Here is a 20,922-nt window from a genome sequence, read left to right as displayed (position 1 = left end):
CTCTAAATAAAGTTTTGATAAATGTAAATTACCAATTATTCGAATATTGACTTGGAGGAATTTGAACTTTTGATTTTAAAATTAATACTATTTTTAATGAATTTATTTTTTAATAGCTACTTTTTAATATTTTTTATTTCAATAACTTATTTTAGTTTTTCCATCATTTTAAACTAATAGTTACTTTAAGACTATTATTTTCATTAACGGTTTCTGTAAGAATAATTTAAGTATTCTGAAAATTAGTATTTTATTCAGTGTTTAATCTATATCTATCTCTTCCTATTAAATTATAGTTAACGGACTTGGCGAGATTTGAACTCGCGCTCTAACGATTAGGAGTCGTTCGCCTTATCCAAACTAGGCCACAAGCCCTTTATATTACTATTATATGAAAATTAGTATTTTTTAAAATAAAATGTGGTTAACGGGCCGGGAGGGATTTGAACCCTCGATCTACGGATTAGGACATCCGATGCCATTTAATTTTAGTTTTAATAGTTTTTAAAACGGTTTTATATTTAAATATTGTTTTTTATAAGTTTTTTTCAACATACTTAATTTTTAATAATAATAATAATGGATATTTTTTTAATTATTATTTTTATTATAAATAAGTTTTTCTTTTTATTTTTTTCAGATATTTTCATAATGCCTTATTGATGTATTTTATTTAATTATATGGGGCTTATACTTAAGTTTTTTAGAAATTTAGAGCCTTCCCGTAAGTTTTTATACGAGTAGAATGAATATAATATTATGATTTCGAATGATATTAAACTTAAGCAGATGTTTCTTAGGAAGAACTTATCTGAGTCTAGGGAGCATCATTATATTAAGACTTTAACTGAAGTGTATGAGATTACGGGTAAAACTCCGTCTGAACTTATTGTTGAAGCTAAAGAAGAAGAACAACCATACTTAATTAATGGTGTGCCTCGTATTAGGGATATTGATGATAGAAAAATTACTTCTTATCTTTATAATTACTATGAATCCTTATTAAAAAAGAATATTATTGATTCTACTATTAATTATAAATTAAGTTGTATAAGAGCTTTTTATCGTGAATATAATATAACCCTGCCTCGGCCGATTGAAATTAATATTCCTCCTAAGATTATCAGGGAGGGAGACATTCCAAACCTCGAAGATATTAGGCTGGCTGTTGATAATACTTCAGTAAGGAATAAAGCTATACTATTACTAATGGCTTCATCAGGAGTAAGAAGTAGCGATATGAGAAACTTTAAGATTTCCGATTTTACTAATGCTACTATTGACTATCATAATAGTGATAATATTGAGGATTTACTAGATGGGAAGTATAAAAATATTATTCCTTGTTGGGATTTTGTACCCATTAAAACTAAAAAAACTAATAATATCTGCATGACATTCAACACACCAGAAGCAACCGAATACATAATAAACTACCTAAAAACCAGAGATAATATAAAAGAAGACGAACCTTTATTCTTATCTCAGTATAAAAAAGCTTTAACTCAACATGGTGTTATCTGGCTATTCAGCGAAATTAATGATAGATGGTTCTACCGCAATGACGAAGGCAAAAGATTCTTCCATGCACATGCATTGAGAAAGTTCTTTATTTCAACTGTTAAGCATTATACTAGTGATTATAAAAAATCTAAAGTTTTATCAGGTCATGCTGTTACAAGACTAGAAATAGCATATGAAGAAATAAGAAAAAGCGTAATGAAAGAATTTTATTGTCAGTTAATACCTCATTTAAGTATTAATAAGACTAAAATAAATGATATTAAGTCTAAAGAATACTTAGATTTAGAAGATGAGTTAAACTATGAAAAATTAAAATATGATAAGTTGAGAAATGTATTAAGCCAACAAGGAATTAATGAAAATAAAATAGAAGATATATTAAACAAAGTTTAGCTAATAAATGACTAATTTTCTAATATATAAAATTATTAATTCTTTTTTATTTATTTATAATAGCTTATTTTTAGAAAAGAAAGCTTAAATATTAGAATTTAGAAAGATTTTAGTTAGATGTATTGGGGATTGTTTTTTTTCTCAATATAATATTTTTTTGGAAGTTTATAAATATAGTTGAAAAATTGAAGGTAAAAAAAATAGTAATATAATATTAGAAAGATTGGATTATAACCCAATCCTCCCTCATTGCTTTGTATATTACTTTATTTTTACTCATATATAAAATTACTGTGTTATTATTATGAGTCAAAGAAGTAAAAACCAGAAAAAAGTTAATAATAAATTAATGGAACTTAATAGAGAATTTATTCCTGAGTATGATGTTATTTTGAATACTGCTCCTCCGAGGGCGGGTAAAACTATTAATACTATTCTTTATCATGTTGATAATGATATTCCTATTATTGTTTTTGTTGATAATAAAGAACAAGCTGAAGATATAATGGCTGACTTAGGAGAAATTGATGATTATTTCAAAGCTCCTTATTACTGGAAAAGTAAAAAAAATTTATGCTATATTCTTAATAATAAAAAAGAAATAATTAAAGAAGAGGGTAGGAAATTTTTTAAGTTTACAGAGTTTAAATATGAGAATGGCATTAATATTTGTGATAATTGTAAATATCGTGATAATTGTGAGTGGCAGATTCAGAAAATAAGCTTATTAGGCAATAATCTAATTTTAATGAATAAAAAGAATATTGAAACAGCTACCGTAGATAATCCTAATGAAAATGAGCATTTAATCTTATTTCACAAGCATACTCTGGATATATCAGATACTGATGGTGAACCTCGGAATATTGTTTATGATGAAAAATTAGAGCAATTACATACAATAGAATTCAAGGAATTAACATCTAATGAGCTTAAATTAATTAATAAAATAATTAAATTAAAAGAACCATCAGCAGATATTATTATTCTGGATAATCAGGATTTTATTCATCAAATAGACTTCATTAAAAATATTTTAAAAGAGGATATTTATACTTATTCTTTTTTGAAGAGATTGGATTTTGATTTTAGTTTATTTGGTGAATTTGATTATAAAATTTATTTTGAAATATTTCTCAATAAGATAAAAGATAATATAAAAATTTATGACTATTTGGTTGAAAAACCTGCTCCTTTACCTATGAAAGGTAATTCGTTTGATTTAAAGCATTTTACTTATGAGAAATTATATATTGATATTTTATTTGAAAGAATGAGTGAACATAAGATAATTTTACTTGATGCCACACCACTTAAATCTATAGTTGAAAAAATTAAAGAAAAAAAAGGTTTTAAACATATAACATTAGATAATGATCTATTGGATAATGATTCTTCATTACTTAGAATATGTAGGGGAGGTAAAGCTGTTAATGCTTCAAGATCCACATTACAAGATAGATATCATGATGATGACCTTGATGATATTCTTGATGATGTGGCTTATACTCCTGTAATTGAAACTAGTCAGTATATTCAAGAGTTTAAAAAATTGAAAAATGTAGAATTAGGTGTTGTATCTTACCAATCACTTGAGATAGAAGGTATTAAAGATCCTATTCCTATTATTGATCTTTTGAAAAAGCGATTAGGTAATATTCATACGCTTTATTTTGGTAATGTTCGTGGTAGATCTGAGTTAAATGATTGTGATATATTATATATTGTTGGAACTGATAGGCATCCTTCATCATCTAAGTATGATCTTTACAGATATTTAGGGGGAGAAAAGTCTTTTTATGACCTTAAAAAGCTAAAAGGAGGTTATTCTAGGTTAACTTTTAATGATGAGCTTTTTAATGATATAATAAATCATCAAGTTGATAGTGAGATGGAGCAGGTGATTTTTCGTAATATGCCTCATATGAAAAAGAGGCTTACTATTCTTGAAGGAGATCTACCAGAACATATGAATAAGTATTTTAAAAGGGTTGGTAAGATTAATATGCATGAATATTCCCAAGAAAACATTTTTCCCACTGTTATTAATCATTTTCTTAAAATCGTTTTTTTAGATAAACCTTTTGATTTTGAAGAAGTTAATAGACTATATGATCTTAGTCTTAAAACAGAAGAAGAAATTGAAAAAGAAATTGAAAAGAGAGCTTTAAAGCTTAACAAGAAAAAATCCCTAGATAAATCTCTTAAATTAGCAAGAAAATATATGTCTAAAAGATATCAACATAAATATAACTGTAAGCTACCCAATATTTTTAATTATTTAAATAGAAACAATAGTAGTTTGATGAAAAATGCCGAATTAGACTCTTTATCAAAATTTAGAAGATTATATAAAAAAAGGATATAAAAAATAACTGTTTTAAATAGATTTTTGTTTCATTTTTTCAAAAGTTATTATAATATATTAGTATAAATAAGTTTTTGATTTTTGAAACAAAATTTTAATAATATAAAGTATTTTTTAGATTAAGTCTTTATTTTCAACTAATAATCTTTTAATTTTCTTAATTGTGTTTATTTATTAATTTTCTTAATTTCTAAATCGTTAATTTATATTATAATTATATATTATTAGGTTTTTATAATTATATTTTTTTTAGAAGATTGTTAGTTTTTTTTTAATTTATATAAAATTATTAATTTTTAAATATTTTTTTCTATAAAAAAAATATTTAAGTATAAAATTTAAATTATGAAAAAGTAGGAATCTTCTAAAAAAAGAAAAACTATAAAGCTAATTAGAAAATTAATTATTTTTTTGTAATTTTTTTCATTAATCTTTATTATTTTTACTTAAAAATTTTTCTACTAATATAATTTTAGTAAATAGATTAAATTATTTCTTATTTTTAATAATTATAGGTAATTTTTATATACTAATTTTTTTTATCTTATGGCTATGATTAATAGCTATAATGATGGTTTATAGTTGGTGATAGTTACGGTTAGGGTTTTTAAAGATTAATATTAGTCGGAAATGGTTTTTATAATTTTTATGAAGGTATATTTATATACTGAGTGCAACATACCATTATATAACTGAATAGAATAAGTTTTTCTGATTTGTTTAAAAAAATAAGTATGTGTTACTAGTTACGGCCGAAAATATGTACTATTTTTTCTAATTAATAAATAGTAAGAAAATTATTCTTTTTAGTAGCAAATTAGTAAAGAATAGGCAATAATACGAATATATAAAGAAATAGGATATTAGAAGGATATATTGACTAATAAAAGGTTTATTGGTTAGCCAATATATTTCTTCAATCGCATTTAATATTTTATTTTCTTATTATATTTATAAATTGTTGTCTAATAATGGAGAAGATAAAATGAATGGTAATGAAAATGAAAGTATTTTAGAAGATATTGTGTCTAGAATAATGGAAAATAGTAGAAATTTTAGTTTGGAGCTAAAGAGTGATATTGGTGTGATGTTAAATGAGTATATAAATCAATTTTCCCCTATTAGGAAATTGGTTAGTTTTAATAATTCTCCTGCTTCATATGCTAAATCTACTGTTTCTGAGGAAATTATAATACCTGAATTGGGGAATAAGTATGATTTGAAAGAAGAAATTAATAATTTAGTAAAGAATATAATTAGTAGAGAAAATGAATTCATCATTACTCATTTAATAAAATATGCTAAAGAAAATGATTTAATGGAAGACAATTCTGAGCATGCTATTTTAAAGGCAGTAAATCATTATTTGCAAACACCTGAAAGTCATATAATTGCAGGTAAGAGCTTAAAAAGTACTATAATGGATAGTGAAATATATAAAGATAATATAGACATGATTGATATTGATGATATTTGTTTTTTAGAGGAAGCAGAAAATTATATTATTTTTCTTTGTTTTTATGATGGTTATTTTGGTGTTAATAATTTCTATGATATTGTGAATTTAAAAAATGGGTCTAAAAATAATTTTATTATGCATAATGTTGAAGAAATACATATTGGTGGTTTTTATGATTTTGGGGGTTTTATATCAGTTATGGAATTGAATTAATAATTTTATAATTCTGTGAAAATATTTAAAATTTTTTTTATTTTTTTATTATATTAGACTCTAGATATTATTAAGCTGGTTACTTTTACTTGAAAATACTTTATTATCAGACACCTTGTTTATTATATAATCAAGTGTTAGGTATTTTTTGTAATAATAATTAATGTTAAATTTATTTTAATGAGCTTTATTTTATTATATCTTGCTAAAGCTACAATCTGATAAATAAAATGAGTATAAAAGCACTTATCTATTGAGAAATACTAAAATTTATAGCTAAATTAGTATTTTAAATGTATTTTCAATCATTGGTTATCTATACTGCCTAAAAAACCTATTATCTACTTGATATTAGCTCATTTTTTAAAAATAATGTATTTATATTAAATTTTATTTATCGTAGCTTTTTTAGTTGTAATTTAAGATATAAAAATATCATTATTATATTAATATTAAAATGATTCAAACTATCTAAACCATTATTAAACTTTTTCAACTGATTATTTAACTATTTAAGGACTATATAGTAATTATAATGACCTTATTAGAAAATAATATATGCGTATGGTGCAACTTGAACATTTATGTCCCGTTTTATCTATACCAAATGGGGAATATCTTGCAACTTCGCAGAGTTATAGGAGTACCTAGCACTCTTCATAGCTGTTTTACTAACTTTTAAGAGCAGTTATATTTGAAAAATAATAATATGGATATAACTGGTTGTTATTAGGTTATTTATGATGAAACGGTAAACCTTTTTTTAAGAATTGAGAAATTATTATATTGAAAATAAGAATTTTTAAGTTTTAATCTATGAAATATTATTGAAAATATAATATTGAAAAATAGTGATTGAAGGAATTGTTTTTTTTAATTAAGTTCCTTCAATTGGTTTTTGTTTAATTATTTTCTTTTTTTTTTAGTATAGTATGTATTTTATTTCACCAGTCTCTTTACTAATTATAAATAAGCCGAAATTTTTGACTACTGCTGTCCAATAGTTATTTGTTTCATCAATTTCATAAACGGCATAATTTGTACCTAGTTCTTTATTTACTTCTTTTAAATAGTTACTTACATATATTTTTACACCTTGTTCATCTAATTCACTTGGTTCAGCTATTGTATAAAGATGTTCTGCATTTAAAAACATTTCTTTATTATTTAAATCATGTTCTTCATCTATTGTCATCGGCATCATACTTGATATTACACTAAATACTACAACAACAGCAATAACAGCTATTATAACTCCTAAGATAATTTTTTTATTTTTCTTCATAAATTTGTACCTCTTTTTTCTTAATTTTTTAAAACCTTTTTTTTATGTATTATTGGACATATAATTGAATAATTCATTTTTATTTAATGCATCGTCATTGTTTGAATCGTATGATAAGAATTTATCTGCTATACTTTCAGGGTTACTACTAGAATTGAAATAAGTTATTAATTCGGAACGATCTATTAAATTATCATTATTAATATCGCTTTGTGCTAAAAATAATTGAGTTTTAGCTTCAGGATTATTATTTAATGCTTCCATTTCAGCCTCATTGTTTAATTCAGTAATATAATTAATAATAACTATGCCAATAACTGCTATAACAACTATTGCTATTATAATTCCTATAATAATTTTTTTATTTTTCTCCATAAAATTTAACCTCATATAAATTTTTTATAAACTTTTTTGTAAAATATAATTATAAATTATTTTTAATAGTATTTAAATATTGATATGTTACTGATATGGTATTGTTTAGGGACTAATTAAATTTTTAATTTAATACAACAAAAACTATATGAAAGAAAAATTAGATGATGAACTGATAGAATTAATATCATTTGTTCAAATGTCAAGTTATAGAGAAAAAATTTTGTTTGCTTTAATGGATAAATTAAGAACCCCTTCAAAAATATCTAAGTCAACTAACATAAAAATGAGCCATATAAGTACAATTTTGAAAGAATTATCTGATAAAAATTTAATAAAATGCTTAAATCCTCAAAAAAGACAAGGAAGACTTTATACTACTACAGACAAAGGAAAAAAAGTCTTAAAATATATAGAATAATTTATATGCGAAATATATAAACATTTAAGTAATCAGTATTAGGTTTATTGATGGAATTAAAAAGGACGAATATACAAAATAACAGACTTAGGAAAAGAAGTATTAAAACATATTTAAATAAAAAAATATCATTGAAAGTATAAATTACTAAATTCTTATAATTCTTCTAAGTTATATATCTAAACTAGTAAAACTATAAGAACTTTATATGCTATTAAGATTTTTAAAGTAATGGCTAATTAAACTGATAGTATTATCTATTCTTTGTTTTATTTTATCATGTTAAATTGTTATTATAGTTTTTATTTGTTTCATTATTTTTTAATTTTTTTTAATAGATTATTCATTTTAGCTTTATTATTGTATGATTAATATAGAAAATTATAATAATAAAAAATACCTATAATTGTGTAAATTAATATTATAATGGAATTTAAAAAGAATTATTAATTAACAGATAAAAAAAGTATTAAAACGATATCTAAAAGTTTATAATTAATGGGAAAAATGAGGTAATATTATGATGACTAGAACTTTTCATCCTATTGGACAAGGGGCTTTTTATACTGAACAATTTGAAAAAAATAATAATTTAATATATGAAATAGATGATTATTCTGATGGATTATTTGAAAAAATTAATATCGTATATGATTGTGGTACTTCATCAGGGGATAATATAGGAACTGATGTAATTGAAAAGAGTTTTAGGCAGGGAGAGGATATAGAGATATTATTTATTTCTCATTTTCATTCAGACCATGTCAATATGATAAAAAAACTGATAGAACATTGTGGATTGATTAAAATTGTCGTTTTACCTTTATTAAATGAAAATGAAAAAAGATTAATTATAAATATTTATAAGTCTTTGGATTTAAACGAAACAGCTGACTTAATAGAAAATATAGGTTTATATTTGGATGATAAAACAAAAATTCTTTTTGTTGAAGAAAAAAAAGATAAACAAGAGAAAGACAAAAAAGAAGAAAATATTTTTGATAATAAAATAATAGATATTGAAGATATAAAAAAAAATGAAGAAATAAAAAGTGGAGATGTGATAAAATTACAAAAAGAATGGTATTTTGTTCCACACAATTATGAATATGAGAAAAGAAAAGAAGAATTAAAAAAAGAACTTAAAGCTAATGATTTGGATATAATAAAAATTGAGAATGATTTAGATTATGCGCTAAATGAACGTAAAAAAATAAAAGATGTGTATGATTCACTTGAAGGAAGAATCCATTTAAACTCAATGGTATTATATTCTGGTCCATTGGAACCAAAAAATAATAAATCATTAATGCATTGTTTACATTCTTCATTACATTATATATGTACTAAATATAGGATTTTTAATAGAATTGGATGTATTTATACAGGCGATGCCAATCTTAAAAAGATTAATATTAAAAAAGACTTTAAAGATTACTGGGATAGTGTTGGAACAGTCCAAATTCCTCATCATGGTTCAGGAAATGAATTTAATAAAAATTTCTTTGATGATAGATTTTATTATTGTCCTATTTCTGTTGGGAAAGATAGGAGGTATGGTCACCCATCTGAAGATGTAATTGATATTATTCGTGATAATAAATCAATAGAAATTATTATAAATGAATTACCTCGATCCAAGTTCATCCAAAATATTTATATTTAATAAAAATTTTTACTATATTTTTTCCTTTTTTTTTTATCTTGAGATATGTTTCCCTTAAAATTGTATAGTGTTAATTTATCTCTTTATTTTTTATTTATATATTTTCATTTAAATTTTTTATATTTTTGTAATGAGTTATCTATAATTTTAATTAGATTATATATAAAATTTGTGTACATACTGTGCAAGTTTAATGCATCTAAAGATATCTTATTATGCAATAACTAATATTATATGGAAATAGAACTTATTGAATGAATATATATTATTCAAAGGAGTAAATATAAAGAAAAAGCTTTAAGAAGTTTAAAAAATAATATTAAAAATTTCTAGAGACACATAGATAAACATTTATCATTTAGCAAATACTTTAAATAATTAAAAGTGAAAAATTCGTTATTTGTTTTAATGAGGATTATAAGCAATGACTATTATATAAAATAAATGATCTTGGAAAAGAAGTTTTAGAATATAGTTAAATAATAATTCATTATCAAAACTACACTAAAGCACAATTATGAATTTCAAATAAGTATAAATAATATTAATATTTGGAAAATAATATATTTAACACATATTAAAATTAATCATTGAAATATTTGATATGGACTATTTATATAGATTTAAATGGTTTTTAAATATAATAGATCTTTTTAAAGTAGATAATAATTAATTATAGATTACAAAATTAGTTGAATTGTTAGTTGAGGAGTATTTAGCGAATTAGATTATATTTAAATTAATATTTTTTCAAAAAAAAATAGTATTATTGATTTTAAAATGATTTTTTTCAGCTAATATGAATATTTACTCCATGGAACATTCTCAATTGGAACATCTGCCATGAACTTTGCTATATCTTGTCTCCCATAATATGTTGGAACGCCTCTAGAGTCTTGGGCCATAAGAACTACAGGAATGCCCGGAAATACTGGTTGAAATTCTTGTATTGTCTGATCTGCTTTTGAACTATTTTGAACAATATGTCTTTTCACAATGACTATTGCAAATTTAATACCTTGCTCTTTAATTACAGCACCTTCAAATTCCATTTTTTCACCTCCATTAACTTTTATAAAATTTTAATATTTTTCTCAAAAATAATATGGTATTTGTTGAAAAATATATAATAATACTATAATTATATACTATTTAAGTATGTCTATTTGTAATGAATATAAGAAAATGAAGTTTTAATCTAATAGTTTAATTAATCATAATATATTTATTAAAAATAAAAATAATAAAATGAATATTATTAATTATTTAAAAATATTAAAATGGTTTTGATAATTGTTAGGGAACCCTAGATCTTAAGATTACTTATTTGTTTAAACGAAGACTATAAATAAGGAAGGCTATATAAAATTACAAAACTTGGAAAAGAAGTATTAAAACACATTTAAATAAAAAAATTATCCTTGAAAATATAAATTACTAAATTCTTATAATTCTTCTAAGTTATCTATATTTAAACTAGTAAAACTATAAGAACTTTATATGCTATTAAGATTTTTGAAGTAATGCTTTATTAAATAGGTAGTATTTTATATTCCTTGTTTTATTTTATCGTATTAAAGTTATTTATGGTTCTTTTTTGTTTTATCATTTTTAATTTTTTTTTAATAGGTTATTCATTTGTTAATCTGTGTTGTTGTATGATTAATATAGAAAATTATAATAATAAAAAATACAGATAATTGTATGGAATGAATATCATATGATAGAATTAACAAGAGATTTTTCAAATTAACAGATTAAATGAAAGAGTTTTTGAAATATATTGAATATGCATTATACGTATAGAGGAATTATTATATATAAATAACTTAATATTATTTACAGTGGGTTTAAAATGGATGCTTTATTTTTTAAATTAATATTATTAATTATTTTTATTTTAATTATAGTAGTTAATAATGATTTAAGAAAACAGTTTATAGAACAAATGAAAACAAATATTGTAATAAGATACTTGGTGTTCCCTGTATTATTATATGTTATATTTGTAATTGCATTATTAGGAAGTATTATAAAAATAGAGCCTCCTCAATTGTTTACAGTTGGTTTGTTTGTTGTAATGATTTTAGGAGGCATTCTTGGTTGTATTGAAGATAGAAAAAAGAAAAAACAGGAGAAAAATGAATAGTTTATTAAATATAGTTATATTATAAGATGGATGGTTAAAGATGAATTATTTTGAGTATATAAATATGGATCCTGTATTGGCTATTGTGGTTGCTGTGGTTTTACTTATTGTGTGTTTTTTAGGACCAATTTTATTAAATAAATATTTTTTACCTAAACGCCTTAATGATGATGGGGAATTAGAAGGATTTCTTGATACTGATACAAAAGAAGGAATTATATATCTTATAAGTTTGGCAGCACTAGTAATTTTTATTAGCATGATTTTGAGCTTACTCTTTTGGGGTCTCATAGTTTTTGCCATTGTTCCAATTGTAGGACTTATATATTTTACCTATAGATATTTTAAACTATAATATCTTTCTTATATCTTTTTCAAGTAGCTACTTTTTAATAGTTTTACTTTAATAACTTATTTCAATGTTTTCATCATTTCAAATCAATAGTTACTTTAAACTTAGTAATTTACTTAATAAGTTTTTTAAGAATAAATAAGGTATTTGAAAATTAGTATTTTATTAAGTGTTTAGTCTATTCTTTATTATTTTTATTTTTTTTAGTAATATTTATATATTATTTTGTTGTATATTTAAAATATTATCTTATGTTTTTTTTTTAGGAGGTGTATTTTTTTTATGGATAATAAGAATTTTGCTATAATATTGGTTGTGATAATTGCTTTTTTGGTTGTTGTTTCTTTAGTAGGGGTTTTTTATTTTTTAAGCCCTGCTAGTTCTGATTCTATGAAGAATGAGACTTTTGATAATGTTGTTATTAGTGTTCCATCTAATGTAAATTTTGCAAAAAATGATTTAAATGTTTATGAAGATATGATTAAAGGAATCTCAATTTATACATATACAACTGGCACTGATAAAAGTTTTATCGAAGAATTAATTAGATCTGAACCTATTTTAAATAATTTAACTGAGATTAATATAACTAATCTTTCATCTAATGCTAAAGCATTTAAATGGGGACAAGATGAGAACATGACAACAATTATTGTCACTAATGATGAAAAAGATAAGGCGGTTTTTATAGTTTCTGTTTATAATAGGGATTTAGCTGTTAAAATGGCTAATAGTGTAGTTTTTAGATAGTTGGATTCATTTATTATTGTTTTATGGGGTTGATTTATAAAATGTTTGATAGAAAGTATTTTTTTGCTTTGGCTTGTGTTTTTATTATGTTTGGTGCTTTGGTGATTGCTTCTGATTCAGTTTCAGCTGCTAAATATAAAAAAATTGATAAAGGTGAAAATAAGTTAATTTATAAAAATTCTTGGAAATCTTATTATAATGGTAAAACAGTTGTAACTGCTTATAAGATGTATGTTAAATATCCAAATAAACATAAATATGAGCTTTATGTGAATAATAAGATTTATTTAACTAAAGTTAGTAAAAATAAGTTAAAAGTCACTGTTGTAAATCATCGTACTAAAAATAATCCTCATGGTAAGTATACAGATTATGTTAAAACAGGTTTAAGTGCTAAATCTTATTATAACAAATTTTATAAAAAAAGTTTTAGAAATCCTGGTGCATAAAAAATATTAAAAAACATCACATCTTTTTTTTTATTATAATTTTTTTTATTCTTATATATCTAATTGAGCATAGATAATTTACAAGTTAAATAAAAAACAATATTTTAATTTTAATATATCCTTTATTGAACAAAAAGGTTATATATTGAATTTTTTTTGAAATAGTTTATTTTCTTTTATATACTTCTTAAATAAAAATACATAAATGTTTATTGTTTATATGCTTATTTTATCTATTTTTATTGAAAATTAAATGAGAAAGTTTAAATATTAATTAAATTAATACTATGTTTAATAAAAAATAATAGTATAATTATATTTTTATTTAATTTATTAATACTATTATAATACTAATGGGGTTCGTCGAAATGGGTTTTAAAAAATTGATGATTGTATTGTCTTGTATTTTAGTTCTTTTTTTGTTTGTGGGTGCTGTTTCTTCTGCTACTTTGAATGAAACTGAAATGAAAGATTCTTCTTCTGCTGTTAAAAATTATACTGATACTAACAGTAAATTGCCTAAGTATGTTGACATTTCTGATAAGAATAATTCTATGCCTTCTTATTTGAATTCATTGGTTACTTATACTTTGCAGCTTAATAAAAGTAATAAGAATCCTGTTACTATAAAGAGTGTTGGTGCTCCTACTGGTCCTTCTGGAACAGCTACAGGTACTTTAACAAAGGCACAATATTTGACAATGGCTAATAATATTAAGAATTTTATTAATACTAATGGTGTTGCTCCTAATTATGCATCAAGTTCTTTGGGTAATATTCGTTATGAATCATTAGTGTATGCTTATGCAAGAATTGTTAATTATTATCATGTTAATGGTGTTTTACCAAATTCTGTAACAATCACTCAAATTTCTGGCGTTAATTCTGCAGGAGTGATAGTAGATAATTTGCCTCCAACTGTAAGTATTAATTTAGCTGGTGGCACTTATAATAGTATTAAGAATGTTACTATAACTGCTACAGATAGTCGTGATGCTAATCCCAAAGTTTATTATAGCATAAATAATGGTGCATGGGTTAATAAGGTTAAAACAGTTACATTAACACTTGGTGCAGGTGAAACTGTTTTAAAGTATTATGCAATTGACTCGAAAGGCAATCCCTCTGCTACAAAAACAGTAACATATAATATAAACATTGCTAATAGTAACACCACTAAATTTTCATTGGAAGATCTACAATATGCTGCAAATTCTGTTCAAGCACATGTTGAAGTTAATCATAGATTGCCTGAAAATATCACTATTAATGGAATAACAATTAATATGGCTCAATTCTTAAAACTCTTATCTATTTCAATTATTAACATTAATAATGGTACAAATTCTTCGATTGAACTGGAAAATGCAACAACAGTTGTTTCATCTGAAAATTTAAATAAATCTAGAAGTCTGAATAAAACTGATTATTTAAGCCTTGCAAACAGTATTAAATCTTATATGGATACTAATGGTCAAGCTCCAACATATCAATCTACTAATATTGGTAACGTTGGCTATGAATCATTAGTTTATACATTCACACAAATAATATCCTCACATCAATCTTTAAATTCTTTACCTGATTTTATCACTGTTTATCCATGGAGTACTGTTTCTAATAATAGAACTGTATTTATGAACATGGCAGATATTATTCTTGCTTCTGGTACTCTTGTTTCTCATGTTGAATCACAGCATAATTTGCCTGATTTTATTATTATTTCAGAAAATAAGGTTAAAATGAGTGATTTTTTAATGCTTTCATCAAAAGCTTTAAAAAATCTAAATGGAAAACTCTTCCAATCTATTATGTTAGAAAATTTCAGTGCTGCTGCTAATCCTTATGAAAGTATTACTGGTGGTAATTTACTTTATAATGATTATTTAAGTTTGATAAATGATGTTATTAGTTTTATGGATGCTAATCGTACTGCTCCTAACTTTAAAAACACTATTCGTGGTGCTATTTCATATCAATCATTAGTTTATATTAATGCTCAACTTTTAGTTTCTGCAAACAAAAACAATATTCTACCGGAGTATATTACATTAGTACCTTGGAGTATTGTTCAAAATACTTCTACTACTTTTATCAGTATGGATTTAATTAATTCTATGGCTTTTTATCTTAAAAATTATGTTATTACTAATCATGCTTTACCAAATAATCTGAATATTTTAGGTTTTATTATTAATATGCCTCAGTTTTTAATGCTAGAAATTGTTTCTTTAAAAAACATTAAAATAGGCTTGTATCAATCTATAATATTAAGAAATTATTCTGCTCCAAATAATCCTTCAGAAAGTTTAATTGCTGGTAAAATTAGTTTTGCTAATTATTTTAATGCTATTGATAATATTAAATCATATATGGACACTAATGCCCAAGCTCCAAATTATTCTTGGATATCTCAAGGAAACATGTCTTATTATAATTTAATTTTCATGTATGCAATAATTTTGGATTATTATAATATTAGAGGCTCTCTGCCTGAATATGTTTCTGTTAATCCTTGGTCAGTAATATCTAATCCGAATACTATGAGTTTTACTGAAACTCAAATCATGGAAGCTGCAGAAACTGTGGAATATTATATTGAAGTTAATCATGTTTTACCAGATAAAGTTGTTATTGGTGGTTATAATGTTACTATGCCTCAGTTTTTAAAGCTTTTAACCACTACATTACATAATCTTAATGGTACTTATGCGGGTCAAATATTGCTTGGTAATTTTGGATATCCAACATCATATTCTGAAACCACTACTGGAGGTATTCTTGATCAGGATACTTATTTAAATCTTGCTCGTAGTGTTGAATATTTCATGTTTGATGGAAGAGCACCAAACTATCAAAGTTCAACTATTGGGAACATAAGATATGACTCATTAATATATATGTTTTCACAAATATTAAGTTCTACAAAACAAATTGGTAAATTGCCAGATTTTATTGTTGTTGATCCATGGAGTAAAATATCCAATTCGTCTAACACTTTTGTTTCAGTTGGTAATGTAGTTTTGTTTTCTAGTGTAGTTAAATATTTTATTGAAAAAAGGCATGTTCTTCCAATAAATGTCACTATTTTTAATTTTACTATTTCAATGCCTCAGTATTTGAAACTGTTAAGTAATTGTTTGAATTATATCAATGGTAATTTAAGGTCTAATATTTTGTTAGAAAATTATAGTGTGCCTATTGGGGTTTCAGAAAAAATCAATTCTTCTCTTTTTGATGAAGAATTTTATATGTCTTTATCAAATAATGTCAGTTCTTATATAATGGATAATGGTAATGTTCCTGCTTATATGGTGACTAATTTGGGTAATATTTCTTATCAATCTTTGATCTATACTTTTTCAAGTATTTTAAGCTATTATTTTGATACTAATAATTTGCCTGATGTGTTTTATTTTAATAATTGGAGTGTTATCTCTAGTAATAATACTAAGTTTGTTTCTATTAATGATATTTTAGCTGCAGGAAAATCTGTAGCTGATTATATTGAGAAATATCATACTTTGCCTAGTTCTGTGGTTGTTAATGGTTCTACTATTACTATGGCTCAGTTTTTAAGTCTTGCGGTTATTGGTGTTATGAATATTGACAATGGTTTTAGTGGAATGATCCCTATTAAAAATTATGGTTCCCCTACAAACATTTCTGAGGGTATTAATCAGTCTTTTGGTATTTCTAATAATGATTTAATTGATCTTGCGTCTGTTATTGCTGAATATATGGAAGTTAATGGAAAAGCTCCTGATTATCAAAACTCTACTTTGGGTAAAGTAGGCTTTAATTCACTCATTTATACTTATAGTCAAATCTTAAGATCTTACCAAGTGATAAATCAAACTCCTTCTTTTATAACAATTGTACCTTGGGATCTGATTTCTAATTCCAGCACTGTGTTTATATCAATGGAACAATTGAAAAATGCTTCAACTTATATTCAATCTTATGTAAGTAGCTATCATGTTCTTCCGAGTAGTGTTTTGGTTTCTGGTGTGAATATTTCAATGGATGAATTTTTATTACTTTCTGCAAAAGCTGTAACTTTTCTTAAAAGTGATTTGGATACAAGTTTAATTTTAGAAAGGCTAAATACACATATTTCAAATAATGCTTCTGAAAATATTATGAAAGGAGATATTTATTATGATGAAATCTTAGAAATAGCAGATTACGTTGTTTCTTATTCAAATACTAATAAAAAAGTTCCTTCTAACTTCAATAACAGTAGCTTGGGAGATTTAATCGGGTTTGAATCTTTAGTTTTCATGTTTTCAAATATTATGGCAACTTATAATGTTACTAATGGTAATATTAGTGATCAATTGTCTGTTGTTCCTTGGTTAGCTGTTTATAATCCTAATAAAACTTATAATTTCAGATCAAATAAAGTCTTCGATAATTTACAAGAAGCTATTAATGATGTTGATACTATTGTTGGTGATACTTTATGGCTTTCTAAAGATAAATATCTTGAAAACATTATATTAAATAAGAAATTAACAATCACTTCTTTATTTGATAATTTTGTATTAATCCAAGCATTAAACACTTCTACTCCTGTGTTTACAATTAATTCAAATGCTAGTGGTAGTTTATTAAAAGGTCTATGGATAAATGGCTCTAGTAATTATGTTCTTAGTTGGGGTGTTTACATTTCTAATTCATCCAATAATACTATTTTAGAATGTAAAATTACTGGTCATTTTTATGGAATTGAAATTTATGAATCTAGTGGGAATGTAATATCAACAAATATTATATCTGATAATCTTCGCAGAGGTATTTCTGTTGAAAGTTCTTTAAATGATGAAATTGCTTATAATAATGTAACTAATAATATGTATGGAATTTTTAGTCATCTTTCTAATAATTCTAAGTTTTATGATAACATTGTTTCAGAAAACTGGATAGGATTTGTTTTTGAAAACTCTTCAGGTGAAGGACACTATAATATAATATTTAAAAATACAGAAAGTGGATTGTATGTTGAAGGTATAAATAGTGTTGTGAATTTTATCAATAATTGGTGGGGTTCTAATAATCCTATATCATCATCAAATAATGGCAGTGATATTCATATAAAAAATGGGAATGTTTTATATAACCCTTATTTGATTTTAAAACTTACCACATCTACTGACAGGTCTACTTGGAATAGTACACATTATGAATATTTCATCGAGGCTGATTTAACATATAATAATAATGGAGAAGATACTTCTCCTCATGGTAATATCCCAGATGATTTAATTATATACTTTAACTCTACTAATGGATATATTAATGCTTCAACAAGTACAGTTAATGGTAAAGCTAAGGTCAAGCTTATAAACACAACTAATGGAACCACAACTGTCTTTGCTTCTTTTAATGACTTCGCATTGAATAAAACTTTTAATGTAATGTCTGTTAATTCTACTGGTGTTTTAAATACTAGAACTGGAGAATATTTTGAAACTATTCAAGAAGCTATTAATAGTATAAATACAAAATCAGGAGATCTAATTCGTGTTTCTGAAGGTACTTACTATGAGAATATAATTATAAACAAAAAAATTACTTTAGAAGTTGTTTCAGGAGAAAAAGTATATTTGTGCCCTAAAGATATTGATCAAAACATGATTACAATTACTTCTTCAGGTAGTGGAAGCACTATTAGTGGTTTTAATATTATAGGTTCTGGTTATGCATATGGTATAAGCTTAGTTAAATCATATGGGTGTATTATAAAAAATAACATAATATCTGGATTTAATGTGAATATTTATTCATATATTTCTGGAAATAATACTATTCAGAATAATACTATTTTGGATGGTGTTGAAGGGATTTCATTAATCGCTTCAAATAATAATAAAATTAATGGTAATAAATTAGTTTCTAATGAGAATGGAATTAATTTGCAAAATTCAAATTATAATGCTATTAATTCTAATGAATTAACTTATAACTATTATGCTATTTATATAAGTTTTAGTGATAATATTAATATTTTAAACAATAAAGTAATTAATAATTGGGTTGGTGTTTATCTATTTAAAACCGATAGTAATAATATCATAGGCAATAATTTTACTGAAAATGGTGCAGGTTTATCAATTTATAATTCTATTGCTACTTTGAATAGTTCTAATATTTTTAAGAATAATTGGTTGGCGGATACTTCTGTTATTGATGATAGTGAGATGGTTATGGCGACTACTGTGTATACTTGTGGTCCAGCAGCTCTTGCAACATTATTTAAAAAATGGGGGATTTTCACAACAGAAGCAGAACTAGCAAAACTTGCTGGTACTGATAATGAAGGAACAAGCCTATGGGGGCTTAAAAATGCTTCAGGATTTAAAGGCATATGCTCTAATGCGTATAATGTTACTTTTGATAAGTTAAAGGTTGATAATATTGTTCTTTTGAAAATTAATGGTTTTAATCATTTTGAATTAATATTGAATATGACTAATGAGACTATTACTTTGTTTGATCCTAATCTTGGTATTATAAGTATGAATTGGACTAAGTTTAACGAGCTGTTCACTGGTATTGTAATGGTCTTTAATGATACTATAGCTAATTGTACTCTATTGTCTGAGAAAGTGATGAAGGAAATTAAAGGTTTATGGCATTATGAATGGCGTACATATTATAAGTATCATCCACCAAAAATATATTGGAAGACTTATACAATAAAGTACCCTGTTAAAGTTTCTGTAAAAGTAGGATGGAAAACAGGATGGTTTGGTATTAAATATCCTGTATTCAGTACAAAAATCGTGTGGAAATCATATACGGTCAGAGTGCCTTATGTTAAAAATGCAGGATGGTTTCAAGCAATAAAATACCGTGTGAAAGTTTATGACTGGAAAGATGTTGTTAATGTAGGTAAATTTGTCTATAAAAAAGTTAGTAACTATGTTAATAATGGTATTAAATCTGCTACTTCTATAGCTATTAGTGTTATAAATAACAACCCATTGATTAAATCAACTGCTAAGAATATTGTCGCATGGACAAATAGTACAATAAAAGCTGCTAATTCTTTGGTTACTGGTATTGATAAAGGCATTAAGTCTTTAGAAAATGGCAATAATAAATTTGCTATGCGAACAAGTGCTGATGTAATAGGAGGATTTTTAATGACTGGAGCTATTGTGGCAGCAAGTACTGGAGTTGGAGCTCCTGTGGCTGCTGTGATGGCAGTAGCAGGTATTGGTCTAATGGCTTATGGTAATGGCATGTTTGAAGATCCATTGAATCCAATTAATGTTATTGGTTTTTCTTCATCAGTTGCGTTCTCTATTATGGGAGGAAATGCAATGATTGCCTTAAAAGGTGTTCTCAGAGGTGCTATGGGTGCATCAAGAGGTGCTACTAAAAATATTGCAAAAGGTATTGTTTATTCTACATATGGAACTATTGATGCTGGTGAAAGTGTTGCATATGGTGTAACTATGAGCGGATTTGAAAAATACTTTTCAAATTAACCTAAAACTCAATAAGAAA

General features: G+C 24.5%; 13 protein-coding genes and 1 tRNA gene. 10 read left to right on the top strand and 4 right to left on the bottom strand.

Translation table 11 applies throughout. From position 1 onward, the window contains the following. Positions 1-300 precede the first annotated feature (300 nt). Positions 301-375, bottom strand: a tRNA-Arg gene (locus tag MBBAR_RS01305). Positions 376-759: 384 nt separating this feature from the next. Here MBBAR_RS01305 and MBBAR_RS01300 point away from each other — a divergent pair. From MBBAR_RS01300 to MBBAR_RS01290, 3 genes are all read left to right on the top strand, one after another. After that, on the top strand, positions 760-1,917 hold the full coding sequence (locus tag MBBAR_RS01300; protein ID WP_080459470.1) for a tyrosine-type recombinase/integrase: 1,158 nt from the start codon (positions 760-762) through the stop codon (positions 1,915-1,917). Positions 1,918-2,221: 304 nt separating this feature from the next. Then, complete coding sequence (locus MBBAR_RS01295; RefSeq protein WP_080459469.1) at positions 2,222-4,285, top strand: hypothetical protein; 2,064 nt, start codon at positions 2,222-2,224, stop codon at positions 4,283-4,285. Between the two features lie 985 nt (positions 4,286-5,270). Further along, positions 5,271-5,957 carry a hypothetical protein gene (locus tag MBBAR_RS01290; protein ID WP_080459468.1) on the top strand — a complete coding sequence of 229 codons (687 nt, stop codon included), beginning with the start codon at positions 5,271-5,273 and terminating at the stop codon, positions 5,955-5,957. Between the two features lie 922 nt (positions 5,958-6,879). Here the strand turns inward: MBBAR_RS01290 and MBBAR_RS01285 are convergent. Together MBBAR_RS01285 and MBBAR_RS01280 are read right to left on the bottom strand one after the other, a co-directional pair. Next, on the bottom strand, positions 6,880-7,242 hold the full coding sequence (locus MBBAR_RS01285) for a hypothetical protein (RefSeq protein ID WP_080459467.1): 363 nt from the start codon (positions 7,240-7,242) through the stop codon (positions 6,880-6,882). Between the two features lie 42 nt (positions 7,243-7,284). After that, entirely contained in the window at positions 7,285-7,617 is a 333-nt protein-coding gene (locus tag MBBAR_RS01280; RefSeq protein ID WP_080459466.1) for a hypothetical protein, read from the bottom strand. A 148-nt stretch (positions 7,618-7,765) separates the two neighbouring features. On the opposite strand from MBBAR_RS01280, the gene MBBAR_RS01275 reads away from it, so the two are divergent. Beyond that, positions 7,766-8,038, top strand: coding sequence for a winged helix-turn-helix domain-containing protein (locus tag MBBAR_RS01275; RefSeq protein ID WP_080459465.1), 273 nt, complete (start codon positions 7,766-7,768; stop codon positions 8,036-8,038). A gap of 520 nt (positions 8,039-8,558) precedes the next feature. Then, positions 8,559-9,704, top strand: a complete 1,146-nt coding sequence (locus tag MBBAR_RS01270) for an MBL fold metallo-hydrolase (protein ID WP_080459464.1) — start codon at positions 8,559-8,561, stop codon at positions 9,702-9,704. A 794-nt stretch (positions 9,705-10,498) separates the two neighbouring features. On the opposite strand, the gene MBBAR_RS01265 is transcribed toward MBBAR_RS01270, so the two are convergent. Next, positions 10,499-10,756 carry a hypothetical protein gene (locus MBBAR_RS01265; RefSeq protein ID WP_080459463.1) on the bottom strand — a complete coding sequence of 86 codons (258 nt, stop codon included), beginning with the start codon at positions 10,754-10,756 and terminating at the stop codon, positions 10,499-10,501. Between the two features lie 803 nt (positions 10,757-11,559). Here MBBAR_RS01265 and MBBAR_RS01260 point away from each other — a divergent pair. The 5 genes from MBBAR_RS01260 (at position 11,560) to MBBAR_RS01240 (ending at position 20,903) form a co-directional block, all read left to right on the top strand. Then, entirely contained in the window at positions 11,560-11,853 is a 294-nt protein-coding gene (locus MBBAR_RS01260; protein ID WP_080459462.1) for a hypothetical protein, read from the top strand. A gap of 64 nt (positions 11,854-11,917) precedes the next feature. Then, positions 11,918-12,208, top strand: a complete 291-nt coding sequence (locus MBBAR_RS10155; protein ID WP_158082492.1) for a hypothetical protein — start codon at positions 11,918-11,920, stop codon at positions 12,206-12,208. 279 nt (positions 12,209-12,487) lie between these two features. Beyond that, the gene (locus MBBAR_RS01250; RefSeq protein WP_080459460.1) at positions 12,488-12,955 is read left to right on the top strand and encodes a hypothetical protein; all 468 of its coding nucleotides are present in this window, start codon (positions 12,488-12,490) and stop codon (positions 12,953-12,955) included. A gap of 41 nt (positions 12,956-12,996) precedes the next feature. Continuing rightward, positions 12,997-13,404: a hypothetical protein gene (locus MBBAR_RS01245; RefSeq protein ID WP_080459459.1), complete on the top strand. Its 408-nt coding sequence runs from the start codon at positions 12,997-12,999 to the stop codon at positions 13,402-13,404. Between the two features lie 368 nt (positions 13,405-13,772). Further along, on the top strand, positions 13,773-20,903 hold the full coding sequence (locus MBBAR_RS01240) for a pseudomurein-binding repeat-containing protein (RefSeq protein ID WP_158082491.1): 7,131 nt from the start codon (positions 13,773-13,775) through the stop codon (positions 20,901-20,903). The last annotated feature ends 19 nt before the right edge of the window (positions 20,904-20,922 follow it).

Source organism: Methanobrevibacter arboriphilus JCM 13429 = DSM 1125 (genome assembly GCF_002072215.1).
GTDB lineage: Archaea > Methanobacteriota > Methanobacteria > Methanobacteriales > Methanobacteriaceae > Methanobinarius > Methanobinarius arboriphilicus.
Note: the sequence above shows the minus strand (reverse complement) of the source record. Positions and strands in the feature narration are given on the sequence as shown.